Genomic DNA, 14,461 nt, shown 5'->3' on the forward strand with positions numbered 1-14,461 from the left:
ATTTTCTTTGTTATGTCAAGTTTTCTCTATACCAAATTAGATGAGCTTACCCTGCCTTCAAGGGCAGATAAGCATTTCTCCACAGTACGAGATGGTTGGTAAGTCAAGTTCTCCTTATACAGATGATTTCAATTGGTCATCAAGTTCTTTTTCAGAAGGCTTGGCAGGTGTCAAACTCAACGGCAAATGGGGATTTATTAATCAGAGTGGGACATTAGTAATTCCCTACCAATACGATAGAGTTCAGCAATTTTCTGGTGGTGTAGCAACTGTTCAAGCGAATGGTCTTTGGGGCGTAATAAATCCAGAAGGCAAATGGATAATCCAGCCTGTAGACAAGTCTTTTATTCAGTTTTTTCAAGGGATAGCAAAACTCGACTTGATTTCTGTAAATGAATCAAAGCAGCTAATCGGTGATCCCAATATCTATTGGGATAAATCAGGGCGGCTAGTCGGCGACTTCTACAATCCACCTAAGTTAGCTAAGGAGTTTCAGGAAGAACTTGCCATTATTGAGATACCGTTGCGGGCTAAACAGCAAGGACAGGATGTCTCTCCTGTGGTAGCAACCTCTGAATATAAATTTTTATCTTGGAATAAATGCGGTTTTCAGGATAAACAAGGAAAAGTTGTTATCAAACTACAATTTGATGGCTGTCGAAGCTTCTCAAAAGGATTAGCAGCAGTCCTAGTAGATAAAAAATGGGGCTACATTGACAAAACAGGCAAGTTCATTGTCAGTCCGCAATTCGATTATGCCGATAGCCTCTTTGAAGAACGTGCTTTAGTAGTCTCTAATGGCAAGATAGGCTTTATTGACAAAACTGGTAAGGTTGCCGTTAAACCAGAGTTTGACCCAAATCTCGGTTCCCTTCCTTCACCTAATACTACTGCTGAAGTTGAGTTATTGAGGTCAAACTTTAAAACGCATGCCCAGCAGCTTGCACCCAGTGATGTAGCGCGATATCGGTTTTCCAATGGGCTTGCAGTTGTTGGCAAAAATGATAAGTGTGGATATATCGATGAAACTGGTAAATTTGCCATTCAACCTCAATTTATTGGGTGTGAACCATTAGACCGCTACGGAGTTGCTGAAGTTAGTCAGAGTAGGGTTGGACAAGAAAGCCGCAACGAATCTCTTTACATTAATCGTGAGGGTAAAATATTTCCACAACAAATTACCCCTGATTCACTTAGCAAGTTCTATCCAGCTAGGATTAAACTGCTGACTTCACTGATGGCGTGCTTGTTGTGGATTGTTGGTATTAGCTGTCATGACTTTGGACGTGCAATTGTAGCGTCTTGGGGTGGTGGTTATTTAAGCTTCAATGCGCGTCGATATAACAATCCTCTATACAGTATCATCTTATCTGCATTAGCAGGCCCCATCGCTAATATACTTTTTGGATTATTTGCTATTAGTTCCTGTATTTCATTTTAGTCTTGCCTGGAACTGGCCGCACTGGTTCTCTGCATTTATTGTAGTTTTTATTAATTTGCAGTTCATCATAGCCCTGTTGAACTTGCTGCCAATTTCGCCATTAGATGGCTATCGAATTATTGCTGTCTGGCTACTATCCAGGCTACAAAATCGCAGTGGCATTGCATTTTTGATAGTACTGATTAACTGCTCGATATATGCTTTAGTCTCTTTTGTACCTGCTGCTGTCACGCTTGGTTTGGGAATTTCCGAGGAATTCTCTCAGATTGCTTGGTATTTATTTGATATTTGGTACACAGCATTGTCTTTGCTAGTTGTTGGTCTTTTTTATCTAATCTACAAACCAGCAGTAATATTTCAATTGACAGGTCTAGTGCTGGAAAAATCCTCACCCATATCAGCACTAAAGAACTACGACAGAGCAATCAAACTAGATCCTAAAAGCGCCTGGTCATGGGAACGGAAAGCATGGACTTTAAACAAAGTAGAAAATTTAGGGAACTGTGTAGAAACAATATCCGCTTTTGAAAAAGCAATTAAACTCGATCCTATTAATCGTTATAATCACTTTTTATGGCGATCGCTAATTGCAAATTTAATGCTATCTTTTGTACACGGTGGATCGCATGAACGACTGATAGAAGTTATTGAAAGATACACCGAACTTCATCCCAAGGATGGTTGGGGATGGGGTGCAAAAGCTTTAACATTAGACGAGATGGGAAATGATGAAGAAGCATTATTAGCTTGGGAAAAAAATATTAAATTTGATCCTAGCGATCGCAATAAATGGCGGACATGGACGAAATAATCAACTTTAGAACGTTTAAGAAGTTTAAACAAGCTCTAACTGATTTGAAAGTTCTCAGTGCTGAGTAATAATATATTGATTTGCGATCGTCGCTCTCAACCGCTTATTTGCTCATTATACTGCTCATAATTTCTCAAGTTTTACAACGCCGCCTGCAATTGCCTCTACCATTAATCTGTAACCTTCCATCAGTGACATACCGACAAGTGGATCTGACTCAGCTTCATCAATTGGAATGGTTAGTAATTGCTCATCCCAGACAACAATAGCTTCATATACATCAAACACACATTCACTACCATCTCCCAGAATTGCTCGTCCTCGCCTTTTCCAGGGTAGCTTTAATTCAGCAATGAAATCTGGCGGTAAGGATAACCAACCGTTAAAACCTGTATCAACAATGGCGGTTTGCTCATGTACTTTAGCATCAGCACCACAAATACGTAGAACGATAATTGGCTCGTAGTCAGCATTCACACTTCCAATAATCATTTTGTTTTGTGGATGCGACCAGCCCCAAACCGACGGACATAGCGAGAGCCAACACGCACAAACCAGATTTGTGCATCTGGGTAGCGAGTTTCAAGACGCTTTGAGGCATTGATTTCATCAGTATCGATTTCCCAGCCACCTGTCTCGATGTCGATTGCAACAATTTTGCCATAATTATTTGCTTCGACTTGTGGGCGCACTTGAGAGTCGTAGATTTCATCACCGCGACGAGCAAATTCTTCTTTACTGTAACGAGGTTGTCGTAATGCCATGTAATATCTCCTCCATAGTCTTAGACTACTGGTTAGGAAGGAAAAACTTCTCTAGCGTTTATTGTAAACTGGAGAGTTGAATTAGATTGGCTAATAGTGCGATCGCTCAAAAATTAAAGGTATTAGCTTATCTTATATGGACTAGAACCACTATAAGATCCACAATAGAAGTTGCCGGTTTGAGGCGCTGATCATGGAAGAATTATTCACTCTGAAAGACTTGCTTGTTAAGGGCGATGTTACAGGAGCGTTGGTTATTGTTGAAGAATTAACAGAAATGAGCCGAAATGACATAATCAAAACGATTCGTAGCTATGCAGTGATTTTGCTGTTGCATTTGATTAAACAACAAGCTGAAAATCGCACGACTCGCTCTTGGGAAGTCTCTATTCGGAATTCGGTTCTGGAAATTCAGCGGGAAAATAAGCGTCGTAAAGCTGGAGGCTATTATCTCGCGCCAGAAGAATTGTTAGAAATCTTAGCAGAAGCCTATTTAAATGCCAGTAATGAGGCTTCCTTAGAAGTAGAAGAAGGTCGTTATGAAGCCGAAGAATTAGAAAAGCTGGTTAACCGAGAAGAAATTATCAATCGTGCTTTGACTTTAATCTTACCAGGAGAGTCTAGTTAATTGGCTAAACAGCGACTCGATACATTATTAGTAGAGTTAAATTTATGTCCTTCTCGCGCCTTAGCACAGCGATTAATTCAGGCGGGGGAAGTGACTGTAAATCAGCAAGTAATTGATAAAGCTGGGACGGAAGTTGATATTGCAGCGCAAATTAAAATTAAAGAGCGATCGCGCTTCGTTTCTCGCGGGGGTGAAAAACTCGCTAAAGCTTTGGAATTATTTACAATTCCTGTAGCAGAACGCATTTGTTTAGATGGTGGTATTTCTACAGGTGGTTTTACCGATTGTCTTCTGCAAGCTGGAGCCACAAAAGTTTACGGAATTGATGTTGGTTACGGACAAGTTGATTGGGGTTTAAGAAATGATTCACGGGTAATTTTACGAGAACGCACCAATTTACGTAATCTCACACCCGATGAGTTGTATGGTGAGGGTGACCAGATACCTGATCTGGCGGTGGTGGATGTATCGTTTATATCCTTAACCAAGATTTTGCCTGCTGTATGGCGATTAACTCAATCTCCCAGGGATGCAGTATTGCTAGTCAAGCCACAATTTGAAGTGGGAAAATCCCGTGTAGGTAAAAAAGGCGTTGTCCGCGATCCTCATGACCAAGCTGATGCCATTTTCCAGGTATTGCAAGTAGCTCACGAGTTAGGATGGCAATACAACGGCTTAACTTGGTCGCCCATTACTGGCCCGGCTGGGAATATTGAATATCTTCTCTGGTTAAGAATGGATAGCGTAACACCACCGCCTGATTTAGATGCAATTAAGCAAGTAACACAATCAGCAATGTCTGAGTTACGAGATTAAACATCGTAGATGAGACATTCTATTGCTTCAGGATGAGTATCACAATAGCTTTCTAAAGCAGTTTTGCGTTGTTTTGACTGCTTTTGATGAGCTTTTTCAGCTTGTAATTCTTCCACAATATCCCAAGCCACTGCACAGCCAGCCGAATTGTCACCGTCTACTTCGCAGGTTTGACGAGCTTCTACGATGGCTTCTAAGATGGCTTCTTGAAGAGTTGTTTTCCCAGAGTTAACAGCGGCTTGAAGGACTTCTAGGGATGTTGTCATGATATTTTCACCTTTGGTTGAGTGAGGTTTTTTTAAGTGCTGATTGCTGAGTATTGAGTCCCTAGTCCCTAGCCTCTACAGGCAGTCTATGAGGACTACTACTTCCAGTTTAGTGAGACTTCTCGAAAGAGTCTGGTAGTGAACACCGACAAAAGAGGCAGGGGAGCGGGGAGCAGCACTTCGGCTACGCTCAGTGGACGGGAGCAGGGGAGAAGACCCCATCCATGATTGGTTCCGTCAAAATTCAGGATGAAACGCCAAATTTTCACCCTCATTTTTTATTAGGTCATTTTCCTAATTTTGCATCGGAAATTGGCAATTTCAACCCATTGTCAGCAGAATTTGATAGAAATTTTTAAATAGCAATAATTGAGCTATTATTTTTTAGTTTTTATTAATACTTTGTGCCTAATTCTTGTTGCAATCGATACAGAATTGTATTTTGGTCAACTTGAGAGAGAATTTCTTGAATTACTGTACTAGCTCCTAATTGCCCCCAAGTACAACCTTTTTCTAAATATACTTGAGCCGCTTTACCTACGGTATATGCACCATAAGCAGCAATTCCCCCTTGAGCGATCGCAGTGCCAGCATAGGCAGTAATATTTGTAGGGTTATCACCACTAGTGAGAGCAGCGGTACTCTTACCAAAACCTAAAAACAAACTACTACCTAATTCCCCCAAGAGCAAGCCACCAGAACTCAAAAAAATTGTCTTTAAAATTTTACTGGCTTCATAGCTTGTCATGGGTAAACCATATAACCGTGATAGCGAACGAATTAAAGCTAAATCGGCAATGGTACCGCAAATTACATCTAAGACAGCGACAGGATTTAGCCCTACCGCCAAAGCTTTATATTTAGTAAATTTCCAAATAATATCTTCGGCTTCTTTTTCGCGTAAGTCGATGGTTTTTTGGGCGATCGCCGCTTCTGCATCCCGTGCTTGAATCAGTGCATTTAAAGCTAGAAGCGATCGCCCTTCTCGATTGAGGATCTGCAAAATTGTCTGTTTAAGTTCATCTACTTGGGGTTGTGGTGTCTCCCATTCATAGCTGACACGACCATCAGGCCACTCAACACGCACTTCCATTGGTGCTGGTTCCGCCGCCACCATGACAATTTCATCCGGTAATAAAGGCTGTGCTTGGGGATTTCCTGCACCCAGTTGTTGCAAGTTATCATAAATTGCTGACCTATCGGTATCCGGATAAAGGTCTATCTTGTTAAATACCAAAATCAGTGGCTTTTGTGCCTGACGCAACTCTAGTAATGCTCGATACTCAGTCCGAGTAATATCCCCTGAGACGACAAACAAAATTAAATCAGCTTGACGTGTCACTTCTCGCGCCATTTGCGCCCGCGCTTCACCAGCAATTTCATCTAAACCAGGAGTATCAATTAATTCTACTAGTACCTTACCACCTGGTTGCCACCTGACAGAACGCGGCCATTGAGTGACACCATTAAGCGGGCCAGTTTGCAAAATTTTGTCTCCCAGTAAGGCATTTAACACGGCTGACTTACCTCGACTCACCAAACCAAAGACAGCAATCCTGATGACATTCGAGTCTAGTTTATTGAGTGTGGAGTTCAAAGCATCTAATTCTGGTTTTACCAAACCTGCTAATTCAGGGTTTGATGCAAACTGTCCTGACTTACGGAGGTATCCATACCAAGACAAAGCTTGTCTAAGACTAGCACGGGCGCGGTTTAAATGACTTTCTTGCAGATTACGCACGGAATTGAGTTAATTCAAGGTTGGACAAACAACAGGCTATATATTCATTTTGATCTAATTTCTCATTTATTAGGGCGGGTTTTTCAAGTCGCCAACATCCTCAAAGATGGGGAGATGGGATCAAAGCAATGACTAAACTCAGAATAGAGGATCATGTTCATTATCCCAACACTTGTTTTCATCCCAACTTCTGCCAGTATGTTGACATTGATATTCCTCTTCTATCCAAGGAATTGATGTAGGATGGTGCGAGCCTTCGATTACCTTGAATAAGGGGAATATTAAAGATGGGAAAGTCTTGAAGATCACAATTAATAGAGTGATCAAAAATCCGGATAAAATAATAACTTGGCTGTTACCGGGAAAAAGTTTTTCATAATTGTATGAGCCAATACTTTTTAGTCGGGATTTTAAATTTAAAAACATAAAATTTTAACCTATGAATGAAATTTAAATCAGAATTCAGACCATTGATATTGCAGTGAATTATGGAGAAAACTTATTTAAATTACCAAGGTATCGACAAGAAATTATTATACTTTTTACACATGGTTAGTTAAATAAAGTTTTGATAAAAAATGAATTAAACATTTATCAGATGTAGAGAACCGAGGAAAATCAGTGAAAAAAATTGGATTACTGGGTTTAATGCTAATTAGTTGGGGAATATGGTTTGGTTTACGTTCCTCAACACCCACCGTATCGTCAGTAGTAGCGAATACTACACCATTGCCACAAAAAAATATTCGCTACGAGCAACGCACTTTGCCTGAAAGCATAGTTCATATTTTATGGATACCCTCTAATAGCAGATTTTTGGTAACACCTGCATTATCAACAACACTAAAAACTATAGAGGAATTTGCTGACAATCATCAAGCGATCGCCATCTTAAATGCTGGTTTTTTTGACCCAGCTAATCAAAAATCTACATCCTATGTTGTACTTGCTGGTGAAATTGCTGCTGACCCTAAACAAAACGAACGGCTGGTGAATAATCCCAACTTAAAGCCTTATCTCAGCCAAATTTTCAATCGCTCAGAATTTCGTCGCTATGAATGTGGGCAAACTATCCGTTATGATATTGCCCTCCACAATGATGCTGCACCAGTAGGTTGTAAGTTAATTGATGCGATGGGTGCGGGCCCAAGTTTGTTACCAGAACTCAAATCTGTACAGGAAGGCTTTGTGGATCGTACCCAAGGAAGAGATGCATTGGGTAGTCAACAACCAAATGCCAGAACTGCCATAGGCATTACTAATGATGGCAGTATTGTTTTGGTCATGGTAACGCAAAAGCCTGCAACTTCTGTTTCTGGGATGACTTTACCAGGACTGGCGGATTTTATGAAAACACTTGGCGCCCAAAAAGCCATGAATTTGGATGGAGGTAGTTCTTCTTCCTTGTATTACAATGGCAAAACTGTTTACGGGAGGATGAATGCGGAAGGAAATCCTGTGAAGCGTCCCGTCAAGTCAGTTTTACTAATTCAAGAAAAATAATTAAATTCAATTTGACAAAAAAGTAACCACAGATAGTATCTGTGGTTTCATCTCCACAACATTTAGATTCACCAAAAATGGCAAAATAGAAACGCCATTGCCTACGCCTCTATATTTGCGATGTAAGAAATTACCACCATGTACGATTACCGTTTTCATCTACTCTGGCTTCCCGAATTACATCAGAAATCTCTTCAGCGTCTTTAACATGGTGAAGTGCTTTTTTCTCGCCATCAGGCTCATCCACAACGAAATAAGTTGGTACGGTAATGTGGTCACCTGTAATATCTGGTGAATCTACAGCGACTTGTTTGGCTTTCTCTTCAACTGATTGTGGTTGTTCGTCAATGCGATCGCCTGGATTGGCTGTTAAGTTTTTTTCCTTAGCTGTTGGTTCTTGGCGTGAATGCCAATCTTTACTAACTGGTTGGTTAATTTGATTTTCTTGTTCTTTATTCATGGTTAGAAAAATTAAAATTTCTACATTAACTAAGACTAATTTAGAAAAATACAGACAAAATGAGTTCCTTCCCAAGTAAGAGTTTGCGATGAGATTAGATAACCAGGAACAGGGAATAGCTTTGAAAGTCTTTTGGTATTTGGTTTCTCTGCTAAATTGATGTCCGAACCTTTACTGCAAATGCTATAAAACCTCAAGGCTTTCGAGGGAATTTTCTCACAATTGACAAATAATCATGAATCTGGATATCCAGCACATGAAAAGTGTTAAATCACCTCTTACTGAAGATAGAAACTAAATTTAATTAGCAGATTTAAAAGGTGTATATTTTCCACCTAATGCTTCTACTATGGTGCGAGTATTTGCTGCCATCATTTTGATGTAGGAATCACCTTCACTTCCAGGTTCACCAATGGAATCAGAGTATAATTCGCGCGGTGCTAACTGTACACCTGCTTCTTGAGCAACAGTTTTGATTAAAGCAGGGTTAATTGTAGTTTCGGCAAAGATTGCAGGTACATCTGATTTTTTAATTGACTCCACCAATCGCTGTACTGTTTGGGCGCTGGGTTGTTCTTCGGTGCTAATACCAATTAAAGTCCCGGCCATGGCAATGCCGTAAGCTTGCCCATAATATTGAAAAGCATCATGGGTGGTGACGAGTTGGCGTTGTGCGGGGGGAATAGTTTGTATCTGTTGATTTATCCAACTGTGCAACTGCTGTAATTCACTAGTTAGGTGTGATGCTCTTTGGGTAAATTCTGCTTGGTCTGCGGGAGATAATTCAATTAAAGCATCTCGGATGGCATTGACCATTGCGATCGCATTCTCCGCATTACCCCAAACGTGAGGATCGGGGGTATTTTGTCCTTGGCTTGCGTCTAGTTTTAAGGGTGGAACAACTTCCCCTACGGCTAACTTTCTTGCTTCACTTCCCGCAGCATTCATTAATTTAATGATTCCTGGTTCTAGGTTGTAGCCGTTATACAAAATCAAATCGGCTGTTTCTAAAGTTCTGCTATCAGCTGGTGTTGGTTCGTAAACGTGGGGATCTACTCCTGGTTTCAGTAGACTAGTTAGTTGAATTTCATCGCCCCCAATTTCTTCAGCCAAATCAGCAATGATGGTATTAGTCGCCACTACTAGTGGTTGACCATCAGCCCCAGGCGCAATGCGGTTAGAGTCTACCTGGGTACATCCATTGATGGATAGTCCTAACATAACTCCTACCAATGTTTGCCATAAGTATCCAGCTTTTGACCGAGTTTTCCCATTCATGGACTTGTTACACTGAATTTCATATTTTTCTCATTTTCAGGTTACATTATTCTCATAATCTTTTCATTTTTTATGACAAATTGCCGCCAAAAGCCCATGAGAAGTGTTAATTTTCCCTTCCAAGCTGAGTCAAGTCTTGCTCCTGTTTACTCTATGAAAGATATCCCAACACCCACAAATGCCAGCATTAATATTGCCCATGTAGGAGTGCATTACCGGACACAAGCAGCCTTAACAGACATTAACTGTATTGTCAAACCAGGAAAGATCACAGGGATTTTTGGCCCTAATGGTGCGGGAAAAAGTACCTTAATGAAAGCCATGTTGGGTTTGGTTCCTTTAAGTAGTGGTTCAGTACTCTATCAGGAAAAACCATTAATGCAACAATTAGAGAAAGTTGCATATATCCCCCAGCGTAGCCAAATTGATTGGACTTATCCGGCGACAGTTTGGGACGTGGTAATGATGGGACGAGTCAAAAAAACAGGTTGGTTGCGGAGCTTTTCAGCGGTTAGTCGCCAAGAAACCAAAAACGCCCTCAAAAGAGTGGGTATGTTTGAATACCGTGATCGTCCCATTGGTGAATTATCCGGGGGACAACAACAACGGGTATTTTTAGCTAAAGCATTGACACAACAAGCAGATATTTTCTGTTTTGATGAACCGTTGGTAGGCATTGATCAAAAAACGCAATTTATCATTTTTGAAGTCTTTCATGAACTCGCCACTGCTGGTAAAATTGTGTTGGTAGTTAACCACGATTTAGGCGAATCAATTACTCACTTTGATGATTTAATTTTACTCAATTGTGAATTAATCGCCACAGGTGGACGACAACAAGTGCTGACCAAAGAAAATTTATATCGTGCTTATAACGGTCAGGTAATGTATTTTTCTGATGCTGCGTAAAATAGATATTAATTTTTGCCTGAGCGGATTATCCAATAAATTTCTATGCTAGAAGCATTAATTGAGCCATTGCAATATGGCTTTATGCAGCGATCGCTGATCATTGCCATTATAGTTGGCTTGCTGTGTGCCGTTGTGGGCAGTTACTTGATGGTGCAAAGACTAGCCTTACTGGGTGATGCTATCAGTCATTCTGTATTGCCAGGACTAGCGATCGCCTTTATGGTGGGAGCAAATATATATATAGGGGCCTTAATTGCCGGGATTATCAGTACAATGGCCATCGCCTGGATTAAAACGCGATCGCCTATCAAGGAAGATGCCGCAATGGGCATAGTTTTTTCGGCTTTTTTTGCCCTGGGTATTACCTTAATTACTGTTGTTCAAAAAACTCAAAAAATCGACCTGAATCACTTTCTGTTTGGTAATATTCTCGGTGTTACCAGTGATGAAGTTCGAGACACAGCTATTATTGCAGCCTTAGTTTTAATAGTTATTGTTTTATTATATAAAGAACTTTTATTTTACACCTTTGATCCCTTAGGCGCTCAAGCCGCAGGTTTGCCAGTCAATAAATTAAATTTTGGTTTGATGCTGCTGATTGCTTTAACAATTGTTGCCAGTATGAAAACTGTAGGTGTCATTTTAGTATTGTCACTGTTAATTACACCGGGAGCAACAGCTTATCTTTTAGTCAAGCGCTTACATGAAGTGATGATTTTAGGGGCATTGGTTGGTGTAATTTCTAGTATTAGTGGTATGTACCTCAGCTACTTTTATAATTTACCCTCTGGCCCGGCGATAGTGTTAGTTGCATCAGGATTATTTCTTTTAGCATTATTATTTAGTCCCAGGCATGGTGTTTTGATCCCAAATAGGAAGAAAACATAGATTTTTTACCTCACATCTCCTGGTTCGTTCATTTTTTGGCATAACCAGCAAATATACTAATTTTTAGATTAATCCTAGCGATCGCATTATTCTCACGTTTGGTGGTAGAGTGCGATCGCGCTACAGTTCAGGTGTTTGATTTGATGGGGGAAGATTTTGCTAGCTTAGAAATTAGTGACGGTTGCTAATTATTTTTCACTCACTTCATAGAACCAGATGATTGTCTTACCTTCTTCTTTAAGAAAAGCACGAACTTTCACAGAATCATTAGAGCAAGACTTATCATTGGCGTCGTTCATATTATCCCACACTTTTTTGGCTGGTTCATCACCACTTTGATTTATATTGCCAACGTTGATTTTTCTCCTGCCAATTGTAGGCCAAGAAGCAGAAAATTGTATAAACCCGGAACCACCTTCAACTTGATAGTTAGCTCCGAAAGAAAATGTATTAACTGTGCTAGTTTCTTCTACTATTTCTTGAAGACTTGTCCTAGCTGGAATATCTCGTAGAGTCCAAATTCCTGAATCATTTTTAACACCAGAGTATTTAAGATTATACTTGGTTTTATTTACTACTTCCATAATGTAATTTTTATCATAGGTTAAAAGTTTGAGAATTAAATCTAAATTCTCGATAGGATCAATTGTCAATTCAATTTCATATTGACCCATGTTTATTTTTGCTTTATTATCAATAGGCTCAACAAAGCAAGTATCAACCTTATATGTATCTTTTTCTTTGATAATTTGCCATATTTCTCCCTGAGATTTTTCAACATCGATTTGCACAAAAGTTGGATGTTTTTTGCCCATATCTGGTTTGGATGGACAATTAAATCCAGTATTGACATACTGAATGGGAAAATCCTTAATTCCAGAAATAGGTTTATGGGTGTGTCCCATGACAACAAGTTCTGCACTTTGTTGGTGAGCAAGTTTTTGAGCAAACCAGGCCAGATAAACATCATGTAGGTTTATATCGGCTACGATTGCCTTAATAGCATCTGATTTACCTTCTTTATTTTTCCATTGAGTCCATAAATTTGCATAAATACTTTTACCTTCTTGGAGAGTAGTTTCTTGGCCATGTGCTAGTTTTATTGTCTGCGTTTCACTCATTTGAGTTGACCTAGCAATAACATCAAGAATCAGTCCAGAAAGTGATACTTGAGGATTTGAACCACTGAGTAAATCGGGAATTACCTTTTTGATTTCTTCTACTATTCCAGGGAATATATCCCAACCACCTGGATCTCCTGAATCTTTTAAGTCAGCTACAGTTTCACCTGGCTTAAGTTGCTGGCTCCGCATAAAAGCAACTGCACGAGTAATAAATTGACCCAAGGGTAATGGTGCTATTGGATTACTATCATAGAATGGCGCATTAAACATTGTATAAATATGCCCATGAGTGCAAACAATTTTCTTGTTTTCAACCAGAGGATAGTAAATATCCCCAGGCGACAATTTAATTTTGTAGCCTTGAGGATTTTGAATTTTGTCTAAATCTTCCTGGGTAATGGTCATGTCGTGGTTACCACGTACATAAGTGACTTTACCTTCAAGCGCAGTCATGACTTCACTGAGCTTGCCATCGGCACCAAAAAGATTTGGGTTAGCAGCCATAATAGCATCGAAGCTAGGCGGTTCTTCATGGGGAGGATAAGTCCAAAAATCGATTATATCTCCTAATAAAATTAGTTCTTTAACAGAAGAAGCATTATTAATTACCCAATCTAAAACTGTTACCAAATAAGGCTCATGCAAGTCTTTTTGATACCAAACAGTTGGCGCATTTGTCCCAATATGAATATCGCTTAGTACAACAATTTTGCTTTTAGACATTGAATTGATCCTATTGTTTTTTCACGAATTGCTAACGGATAAACCCTATCTTTTCTCTGATATTTACAAGAAAAAATGCCCATGCTCTGGCAACACGGACAGACTAAAAGTCTGGGGCTAGACAAACCAAGTCCGCAAATCGACTGCGCAGACTAATCTTAGCCTGCTCAAGTAAGCCTTATTTTTATAGCCTCATCCTTCTGGGGTGTAAATGGAAGATATAGGTGAGGCTATTTTTGCTTTGATGGACTTGTTAGTTAGGCTTCAATAAATATATTTCTATGAAATAAGTTGAAGCCTAAACTAATTTTAATTTGTCTTAGAAATACCAACCAAAAGCAACAATTAATTTTGGGTTATTTCGTAGAACCAAATGATGGTTTTACCTTGTTCTTTAATGAATGCACGAACTTTTACAGAGTCATTAGAACAAGACTTATCATTTGAGTCATCCATCTTATTCCAAACTGTTTGTGCTGGGTTAAGCCCATCTTGGTTAATACTGCCGACATCAATTTTTCTTCTACCAATTATAGGCCATGAAGCTGCCAATTGGATAAAACCAGATCCACCTTCTATTTGATAGTTAACAGCAAAAGAAAAAGAATTACAATCAAATTGTCCAACTGCTAGCTCACGTTGAGCAATATCACTAAGAGGCCAATTTTCTGAATCATTGTAAGCACCTACACGTTGGAGAGTATAATTAGTTTTATTGGCCACTTCAATAACATACTTTTTATCATATGTTACCAGATGAATTAATTGGTCTACAGTTTGATTTACATCAATTTTGATTGCGTCTGTTACTGCCATAGTATTTGATTCCTTTTTTTTGTTACTTCACGTGTGCAATTGTTTAGTATTGTTGGGATTTGGAAAAGATTGTGTTTACCTTTAACCTATCCACTTGTAAGACGTATTTAGAAAGTAATTCCTGAATTTTTGAATTAGCAGTTTCTTTTTTAGGCGTGAAATATCTGCAAACTAAACAAACTATCAATATCAGGAGATGCGCGGGACGGTAGCATAACCTCTCTCCATCCTTTCCCCAGGGTAAGAGCATCTCAATCAGGCTTGACACAAGGAATCAGAAGAATCTAAAG

General features: G+C 39.5%; 15 protein-coding genes. 7 read left to right on the forward strand and 8 right to left on the reverse strand.

The genetic code is table 11. The features are described 5' to 3' along the window. Positions 1-91: 91 nt before the first annotated feature. Both ACM0OS_RS25225 and ACM0OS_RS25230 read left to right on the forward strand, forming a co-directional pair. Complete coding sequence (locus tag ACM0OS_RS25225; protein WP_414545922.1) at positions 92-1,441, forward strand: WG repeat-containing protein; 1,350 nt, start codon at positions 92-94, stop codon at positions 1,439-1,441. Between the two features lie 55 nt (positions 1,442-1,496). Next, on the forward strand, positions 1,497-2,252 hold the full coding sequence (locus tag ACM0OS_RS25230) for a hypothetical protein (RefSeq protein ID WP_414545923.1): 756 nt from the start codon (positions 1,497-1,499) through the stop codon (positions 2,250-2,252). 123 nt (positions 2,253-2,375) lie between these two features. Here ACM0OS_RS25230 and ACM0OS_RS25235 read toward each other — a convergent pair whose 3' ends face one another. Both ACM0OS_RS25235 and ACM0OS_RS25240 read right to left on the reverse strand, forming a co-directional pair. Next, on the reverse strand, positions 2,376-2,744 hold the full coding sequence (locus tag ACM0OS_RS25235) for a clan AA aspartic protease (RefSeq protein WP_414545924.1): 369 nt from the start codon (positions 2,742-2,744) through the stop codon (positions 2,376-2,378). Beyond that, positions 2,741-3,016: a hypothetical protein gene (locus ACM0OS_RS25240; RefSeq protein WP_414545925.1), complete on the reverse strand. Its 276-nt coding sequence runs from the start codon at positions 3,014-3,016 to the stop codon at positions 2,741-2,743. Before ACM0OS_RS25240 ends, ACM0OS_RS25235 begins: the two co-directional genes overlap by 4 nt. Before the next feature lie 193 nt (positions 3,017-3,209). Here ACM0OS_RS25240 and ACM0OS_RS25245 point away from each other — a divergent pair, with 193 nt between their 5' ends. After that, positions 3,210-3,644: a DUF29 family protein gene (locus ACM0OS_RS25245; protein WP_414545926.1), complete on the forward strand. Its 435-nt coding sequence runs from the start codon at positions 3,210-3,212 to the stop codon at positions 3,642-3,644. Beyond that, positions 3,645-4,460: a TlyA family RNA methyltransferase gene (locus tag ACM0OS_RS25250; protein WP_414545927.1), complete on the forward strand. Its 816-nt coding sequence runs from the start codon at positions 3,645-3,647 to the stop codon at positions 4,458-4,460. Here ACM0OS_RS25250 and ACM0OS_RS25255 read toward each other — a convergent pair. Then, a complete protein-coding gene (locus ACM0OS_RS25255; protein ID WP_414545928.1) occupies positions 4,457-4,726 on the reverse strand; it encodes a Calvin cycle protein CP12 in 270 nt (89 codons plus the stop codon). The two genes, ACM0OS_RS25250 and ACM0OS_RS25255, sit on opposite strands and share 4 nt — an antisense overlap. A gap of 394 nt (positions 4,727-5,120) precedes the next feature. Next, positions 5,121-6,467: a GTP-binding protein gene (locus ACM0OS_RS25260; RefSeq protein WP_414545929.1), complete on the reverse strand. Its 1,347-nt coding sequence runs from the start codon at positions 6,465-6,467 to the stop codon at positions 5,121-5,123. Between the two features lie 621 nt (positions 6,468-7,088). On the opposite strand from ACM0OS_RS25260, the gene ACM0OS_RS25265 reads away from it, so the two are divergent. Then, positions 7,089-7,970 (forward strand): phosphodiester glycosidase family protein, encoded by an 882-nt coding sequence (locus ACM0OS_RS25265; protein ID WP_414545930.1) that lies wholly within the window; start codon positions 7,089-7,091, stop codon positions 7,968-7,970. 130 nt (positions 7,971-8,100) lie between these two features. On the opposite strand, the gene ACM0OS_RS25270 is transcribed toward ACM0OS_RS25265, so the two are convergent. Then, positions 8,101-8,430 carry a hypothetical protein gene (locus tag ACM0OS_RS25270; RefSeq protein ID WP_414545931.1) on the reverse strand — a complete coding sequence of 110 codons (330 nt, stop codon included), beginning with the start codon at positions 8,428-8,430 and terminating at the stop codon, positions 8,101-8,103. 300 nt (positions 8,431-8,730) lie between these two features. Beyond that, the gene (locus ACM0OS_RS25275; RefSeq protein ID WP_414545932.1) at positions 8,731-9,708 is read right to left on the reverse strand and encodes a metal ABC transporter substrate-binding protein; all 978 of its coding nucleotides are present in this window, start codon (positions 9,706-9,708) and stop codon (positions 8,731-8,733) included. Between the two features lie 96 nt (positions 9,709-9,804). On the opposite strand from ACM0OS_RS25275, the gene ACM0OS_RS25280 reads away from it, so the two are divergent. Both ACM0OS_RS25280 and ACM0OS_RS25285 read left to right on the forward strand, forming a co-directional pair. Then, the gene (locus ACM0OS_RS25280) at positions 9,805-10,617 is read left to right on the forward strand and encodes a metal ABC transporter ATP-binding protein (protein WP_414545933.1); all 813 of its coding nucleotides are present in this window, start codon (positions 9,805-9,807) and stop codon (positions 10,615-10,617) included. Positions 10,618-10,662: 45 nt separating this feature from the next. Continuing rightward, a complete protein-coding gene (locus ACM0OS_RS25285) occupies positions 10,663-11,508 on the forward strand; it encodes a metal ABC transporter permease (protein ID WP_414545934.1) in 846 nt (281 codons plus the stop codon). A 188-nt stretch (positions 11,509-11,696) separates the two neighbouring features. On the opposite strand, the gene ACM0OS_RS25290 is transcribed toward ACM0OS_RS25285, so the two are convergent. Then, the gene (locus ACM0OS_RS25290; RefSeq protein WP_414545935.1) at positions 11,697-13,355 is read right to left on the reverse strand and encodes a metallophosphoesterase; all 1,659 of its coding nucleotides are present in this window, start codon (positions 13,353-13,355) and stop codon (positions 11,697-11,699) included. Between the two features lie 345 nt (positions 13,356-13,700). Then, positions 13,701-14,171: a hypothetical protein gene (locus tag ACM0OS_RS25295; protein ID WP_414545936.1), complete on the reverse strand. Its 471-nt coding sequence runs from the start codon at positions 14,169-14,171 to the stop codon at positions 13,701-13,703. Positions 14,172-14,461 lie beyond the last annotated feature (290 nt).

This window comes from Nostoc sp. CCY0012, from assembly GCF_963920855.1.
In the GTDB taxonomy this organism is placed as follows: Bacteria; Cyanobacteriota; Cyanobacteriia; order Cyanobacteriales; family Nostocaceae; genus Cyanocohniella.